Annotated in this window: 4 protein-coding genes; 2 read left to right on the top strand and 2 right to left on the bottom strand. The window is 37.3% G+C overall.

Annotation, left to right across the window (positions count from 1 at the left end; genetic code table 11):
• Positions 1 to 92 precede the first annotated feature (92 nt).
• Positions 93 to 1,286, top strand: a complete 1,194-nt coding sequence (locus AACU98_RS18380) for a lactate oxidase (protein ID WP_004245423.1) — start codon at positions 93 to 95, stop codon at positions 1,284 to 1,286.
• Positions 1,287 to 1,362: 76 nt separating this feature from the next.
• Here AACU98_RS18380 and eptB read toward each other — a convergent pair whose 3' ends face one another.
• Positions 1,363 to 3,054 (bottom strand): kdo(2)-lipid A phosphoethanolamine 7''-transferase, encoded by a 1,692-nt coding sequence (eptB, locus tag AACU98_RS18375; RefSeq protein WP_036905930.1) that lies wholly within the window; start codon positions 3,052 to 3,054, stop codon positions 1,363 to 1,365.
• A 540-nt stretch (positions 3,055 to 3,594) separates the two neighbouring features.
• Here eptB and fdhF point away from each other — a divergent pair.
• Positions 3,595 to 5,739 (top strand): formate dehydrogenase subunit alpha, encoded by a 2,145-nt coding sequence (gene fdhF / locus AACU98_RS18370; protein ID WP_080544259.1) that lies wholly within the window; start codon positions 3,595 to 3,597, stop codon positions 5,737 to 5,739.
• Between the two features lie 88 nt (positions 5,740 to 5,827).
• Here fdhF and AACU98_RS18365 read toward each other — a convergent pair.
• Positions 5,828 to 6,673, bottom strand: an 846-nt coding sequence (locus AACU98_RS18365) for a 2OG-Fe dioxygenase family protein (protein ID WP_161735306.1), incomplete at its 5' end; no start/stop codon positions are given.

Below are 6,673 nucleotides of genomic sequence, written 5' to 3'. Positions count from 1 at the left end.
TATAAAAATAGAGTTTATATTTATTCTTATAATCTGAGCGTTGTTTCTTAAACTATAAATATAATCCATTAATTCCTACATAGGGGGAGATAATGAAACATACATTGTTAAAAACGACTGCAATTGCTATGGCATTAAGTGTGGGAGTTGTGCAAGCGACTGAATATAAAGCGAGTACCGCAGAACATCCAATCAAAATAGTTAATTTAGATGCTCTTGAAAATCAAGTAAAAGAAAATATGGATAAAGGCGCTTTCGGTTATATTCGTGGTGGTGCTGAAGACGAAAATAACTTGCGTTCTAATACAAATGCATTTAATAAAAAATATATTATGCCTCGTGCATTACAAGGGATTGAATTTTCCGATCTGAATTTAAAAACAGAATTTTTAGGTATTAAATTAGATACGCCTATTATTCAGGCACCGATGGCAGCCCAAGGGCTTGCTCATCAACAAGGCGAAGTTGCCACAGCAAAAGGTATGGCGAAAGCGGGCTCTATTTTCTCATTAAGTACTTATGGTAATAAAACCATTAAAGAAGTCGCGCAAGCACAACCGGGTTATCCGTTCTTTTTTCAGCTATATATGAGTAAAAACGACGCGTTTAATCAGTATATTTTATCGCAAGCAAAACAGTATGGCGCGAAAGGTATTATTTTAACGGTTGATTCTCCTGTGGGGGGATATCGTGAAGATGATATTAAAAATAGTTTTCAATTCCCATTAGGTTTTGCCAATTTGGAAGCATTCGCCAAAATCAGTGATGATAAATCAAAAACAGGTAAAGGTTCGGGTATTAGTGAGATCTATGCTCAAGCTAAACAAGCATTTACTCCTGCGGATATTCAATATGTGAAAAAGATGTCAGGTTTACCAGTCATTGTGAAAGGTATTGAATCACCTGAAGATGCCGATACTGCAATTAAAGCGGGTGCTGATGCGATTTGGGTGTCTAATCATGGTGGTCGTCAGTTAGATAGTGCACCTGCAACCATTGATGTATTGCCAGCCATTGCCAAAGTCGTGAATAAACGTGTTCCTATCGTTTTCGATAGTGGAGTTCGTCGTGGCTCACATGTCTTTAAAGCGCTAGCGAGTGGTGCAGATGTTGTTGCTGTGGGGCGTCCAATTCTTTATGGATTAAATTTAGGCGGTGCTGAAGGTGTAAATTCAGTTATCGAGCAATTAAATAAAGAGTTAAGAATTAATATGATGTTAGGTGGTGCAAGAAACGTCAAAGAAATTCAAGCAACACACCTGTATACAGATGCTGACTTTAAATAAGCCATTATTTTAATCTCAGCGAGTAAAAACCCCATGCTTAATCTTAAACATGGGGTTTTTATTGATTAGACACGACTTAATGTGCTTCGCTAGCTATGTCACCAAAACAGAGATTATTTTGATTATTAATCCCCCCATCGGGTGATGAGTAACCTAGACAGCCTAATATCGAGTCAAAAATATTATGATGATAGAAAGTCCGGTTATTATCTTGATTTCGTTTGAGATTATCAAATAACTGTTTATTTTCAGGCTCAGCTAAATAGCTATCTGACATCCACACTAAGAAAGGCACTTTAAATTGTTCTGGTGGTGCAATTTCTTTTGGTGTGCCGTGTAAGCCACCTTTTTCTGAAATTGACTCGCCGTGATCTGAGGTATAAAACACAATGGCTTTTTTATCACGCAAGGTATTAAGTACACCATCAATAAAGTAATCAGTATAAAGAATAGAGTTATCATAAGCATTGACGAGTTGCTCTTTGGTGCACTCATCGTCAACGTTTAAGCATTCAGGTTGGTATTTTTTAAATGCGTTTGGGTAACGTTGCGAGTACATAAAGTGTGAACCTTTAGTGTGTAAAATTACTAAGTGGTTACCTTTAGAATAGTGAGCAACGGAATCTGCGACTTCGTTAATAAGCAAAGTATCATCTAATTCTTTGCCAAAATTACTATTTTTGGCGGTCATCATCTCTTTCATGGCATAGTTATCTAAATCAAGCTTATTGTAAAACCAAAGCTCACTTTGCATTGAAAAGAGTTCTGATGTCATTCCTAGCTGATGTAATACTGAGAAAATATTGTTCTCTTTTAACGTTCGTTGATCGTTATTTTCTGTACCATTTTCACGCACAAACATACATTTTAGCGAAAGTTTTGTTGCTGTATCGCAAGAGATACCTTTCAGAGCAATCAGATTTTTTTCTTGGCTTAATAAGGGATTGGTTTGTCTTTCATAACCGAATAGCCCCATATGATCCCACCTTGCTGTCTCGCCAATAATAAAGACCACATAGACATCTTCATTGGCTTTTGACGGGATATAAGTAAAGTTATCCGCGGGATCAAAGATATTCTGGCTATTAAAGTGGTCGTCGTACTGTGTTATCGCATATTGAAATAAAGGAATAATCCAGTTGGTCGGTAAATAGGCGTAACTTAAACCACCGCTGTAGCTTGGCAAATCTAAGTTATTCTTGATTTCATAGGCTTTTTGTTTCGAATCTAAGGTTTTTAGATAGGCAAATACCGCAAGAGCAATTACGAGCATTTTGACCGTATTTTTGATCCAGATTTTTTTCTTTTGCTGCTGAGTTATATTTTTTTCTGGTTTCTTACATAACCAAGTTAGCGCTAGGGGTAAAATAGATAACCCAATAATCCAAATAATCACATTAGGGCTAATCAGCTCTTTTGATAAATCGATATCTGTGGTGAGCGTAGAAATAATAATGCCATAGCCAATAACTACATCAAAGAAAGAGATATAGTAACTAGCACAAACACTAATGAGCAGAATAAAAGAAGCGACTATTTTAAAAAATAGTGTGCCACAAAAAGAAATAAGTCGTAATAAGAAGAAAGTAAAGGCAATGTTTACTGCAACTTCACCCAGTATATATAAACTTTCAATGAGGGAGTTGTGAGAATTCTGTGTGCCATAACGGCCAATGTAAACGGAAAGATTAAGAAATAAACCAATATAGACAGCTAAAAAAAGAGAAACTTTTTCTTTTGAAAATCGTAAAAACTTTAATTTTTGCATGTTGAGCTATTATCAAATTTTTGGGGTGTAGAGGTCTTTAAGACCGCATTGTTGTTTTCAGGTTCAGTATTATGGGCTTTTTTTTTATTGTTTTTCACCTTTTTTCTTGCGAATAAATTGTTATTCAAAATATTAATTCTTAAAAATTTACCTAAATAAGAATATAGCAAGTCAAATTATCATATTGTCATCAAATAATGATGTGTTTAGTTGTTAAATAAAAATAACTAATTGTATTTATTGAAAAATAATAATTTTATTGATGAGAAGAATACATAGAGAAAATCGTGTTAATTAGACCGATTAATCTTTGCTATTACTGCTTGCTCATCGTCGACAGAAAAATCGTCATTAGTGTCGATAATTGTTTCCTTTTTGTCTCTTACTCATCTTATTACTGATAACTGTCTGTTATTTTTCTTTGTTTTTCATCTAATTATAAAATATTTAAAATAATGGCTTATTTGGCACAGTCTCTGCATAGATAAAGGAGAGAATCGGGTATTAACCTGAAAGTTGATGAACACAGGAGCAATGTTGATGAAAAAAGTCATCACGGTCTGTCCGTATTGCGCCTCAGGATGCAAAATCTACCTGAAGGTGGAAAACGGTAAAATCATTGGCGCTGAAGGAGCCAATGGTTTAACAAACCAAGGTGAGCTGTGTCTGAAAGGGTATTATGGATGGGATTTTATCCATGATACTAAGATACTGACTCCACGCCTTAAAACACCTATGATCCGCCGTGAAAGAGGTGGAAAATTAGAAGCGGTTTCTTGGGATGAAGCTATTGAGTTTGCGAGTAGCAAACTACTTGCTATCAAAGAGAAATATGGCGCTAAAGCTATTATGACAACCGGTTCATCACGAGGACCTGGTAATGAAGCTAACTTCGTTATGCAGAAATTTGCTCGTGCGGTTATCGGAAATAATAATATAGACTGCTGTGCTCGTGTCTGACACGGCCCTTCGGTTGCAGGTCTGCAGCGTTCGGTCGGTAATGGTGCTATGAGCAACTCAATCGTTGAGATTGAGGATACCAAATGTCTATTTGTCTTCGGTTATAATGCCGCAGACTCGCATCCTATTGTCGCTCGCCGTATTGTGAAGGCGAAAGAAAAGGGTGCCAAAATTATTGTATGTGATCCACGCTATATCGAAACAGCTCGCTTGGCTGATTTACACTTAGCATTGAAAAATGGTTCTAATATTGCACTGCTAAATGCTATTGCCAATGTGATCATAGAGGAAAAATTATACGATAAATCCTTTATTGAAAATCATACCGAGCAATTTGATGAGTATTGCCAATTAGTCGCAAGTTACACCCCTGAGTCGGTAGAAAAAACAACGGGGTTAAGTGCACAAATTATCCGTGAAGCAGCGCGTATGTATGCCAAAGCGGAAACGGCGACAATCTTGTGGGGAATGGGGGTAACACAGTTCTATCAAGGGGTTGAAACCGTTCGTTCACTCACTAGCTTAGCATTATTAACCGGTAATCTTGGTAAGAAATATGTTGGGGTAGGTCCTGTTCGTGGTCAAAATAACGTACAGGGTGCTTGCGATATGGGAGCACTACCTAATACGCTACCAGGCTATCAGTATGTTACTGATGCGAAAGCGCGTGAAAAATTTGCCAAAGCTTGGGGCATTGAATCGATGCCTGAAGAAGTAGGCTATGCGCTTAGTGAAGTTCCTCATAATATCGACCATGGTTTAATTAAAGCACACTATGTGATGGGGGAAGATCCACTACAAACTGAGCCAGATTTAGCCACTATTCGTAGAACCTTTGAAAAACTCGATTTACTGATAGTACAAGATATCTTTATGACCAAAACAGCATCGATTGCTGATGTTGTTTTCCCTGCCACATCATGGGGTGAACATGAAGGGGTGTACACATCAGCAGACCGTGGATTCCAGCGTTTCTATAAAGCGGTAGAGCCTGTTGGTGATGTTAAAACAGACTGGCAAATAATCAGCTTAATGGCAACAGCAATGGGTTATCCAATGCATTACAACAACACCAAAGAAATTTGGGATGAGTTGCGTGAGTTATGCCCGATTTATTATGGTGCAACTTACGAAAAAATGGCTGATTTGGCGTATATTCAATGGCCTTGCCCAACAGAAGATAGCCCAGGTACACAATATCTTTATGAAGGCGGTAAGTTCGATACCCCTAATGGTAAAGGTCAATTCTATACTTGTGAGTGGGCGCCACCTATTGATCAACTCTCTGATGAGTTCCCAATGGTATTGGCAACGGTTCGTGAAGTTGGACATTACTCTTGTCGTTCAATGACAGGTAACTGTAAAGCATTAGCTGCATTGGCTGATGAACCCGGTTATGTTCAATTAAACACTGAAGATGCCAAACAGTTAGGAATTAAAGATCAAGAGTTGGTTTGGATACGCTCTCGACAAGGTAAGGTTATTACTCGTGCTGCGGTCAGTGATAGACCAAATAAAGGTGCGGTATATATGACTTACCAATGGTGGATTGGGGCTTGTAACGAACTAGTTGCAGAAAACTTAAGTCCAATAACCAAAACACCTGAGTATAAGTATTGTGCGGTTTGTGTTGAGTCAATTAAAGATCAAGCTCAAGCTGAGCACTATGTAAAAACAGAATATAACAATATTAAACGTCGTTTAAGAGAAGCCGCTGAAGGCTAACTTTGCTGATTAATATTTATTTTCTGTTCGAAAACCGAGCATGACTGATCTAGATATCAGTAAGCTCGGTTTTTTTATCGCTTTATGCTTAAGCTACTTGCTTATTTAAATGTAACGTTAGTGGTAAATCGGGATGTAATTGGGTTGAATCAAACTGATGTGATGGATGAGTGTCTACGGTTGGATAACGGGATAATAAAACAATAAAATCCTGATAAGCAAAGTGGTTATTGTCATGCGTAAAAATAGGTGTACCACTATGATTTAACTCATTATCCGCAATTAATAATATATCCAGATATTGGGCATTATTATGCTCATAGAGAACATTATTAGGATTAATATCTTGCCAAGGTGTGCCTATTGCTTCTTGAGGAGAATGAACACGTAATGCGCCGGAATTATCTTTTACATTATTTTTATTCATCATGACTATCATGGTGTGATCAACACCATCTTTATGCACCCCTTCAATAGAAAGCTCACTTAACGAATTAGGTTCAGCAATGAGTCTTAAATGAAATACCGTTGAAATTGATTTAGGGGATTGTTGATCGGTTAAGCGGCGTGGCGTAAATCGATTTCCTTCAATCAGGAGCATTTTTAATTTCAATAATGCTTGGTAGGCGGTATTGCTTTGCCAGCGATCGTCAATTGCTCGAAAGTGTCTTTGTGCACCGCTATCTTCACGAATAAAGCCATCTTCTTCAGTGAGGACAAAAGGTTGATACTCTAGTCGTGAAATGGTTTTAGCCTCATTATCGAAAAGGTAGCGTCCGGTGCGAGAGTGACGAAACGACAATGTAGGATCTTGCGCGAGATAATCACCATATTCTATGAGTGTATCTATATCTTTCTCTGTTGCACCTAATTGTTTTATTAAATCAATAACTATTTTTTGTGGAATAAAAACATATTTATTATTTTTATATTC

Origin of the sequence: Proteus sp. G4380, from assembly GCF_963885725.1 — a bacterium.
Lineage (GTDB): Bacteria > Pseudomonadota > Gammaproteobacteria > Enterobacterales > Enterobacteriaceae > Proteus > Proteus mirabilis.
This window is presented reverse-complemented; position numbering and strand designations above follow the sequence as displayed.

Coding starts and splice junctions, on each gene's coding strand:
- AACU98_RS18380 (WP_004245423.1), top strand. CDS start 93: ATGAAACATACATTGTTAAAAACGACTGCAATTGCTATGGCATTAAGT.
- eptB (WP_036905930.1), bottom strand. CDS start 3,054: ATGCAAAAATTAAAGTTTTTACGATTTTCAAAAGAAAAAGTTTCTCTT.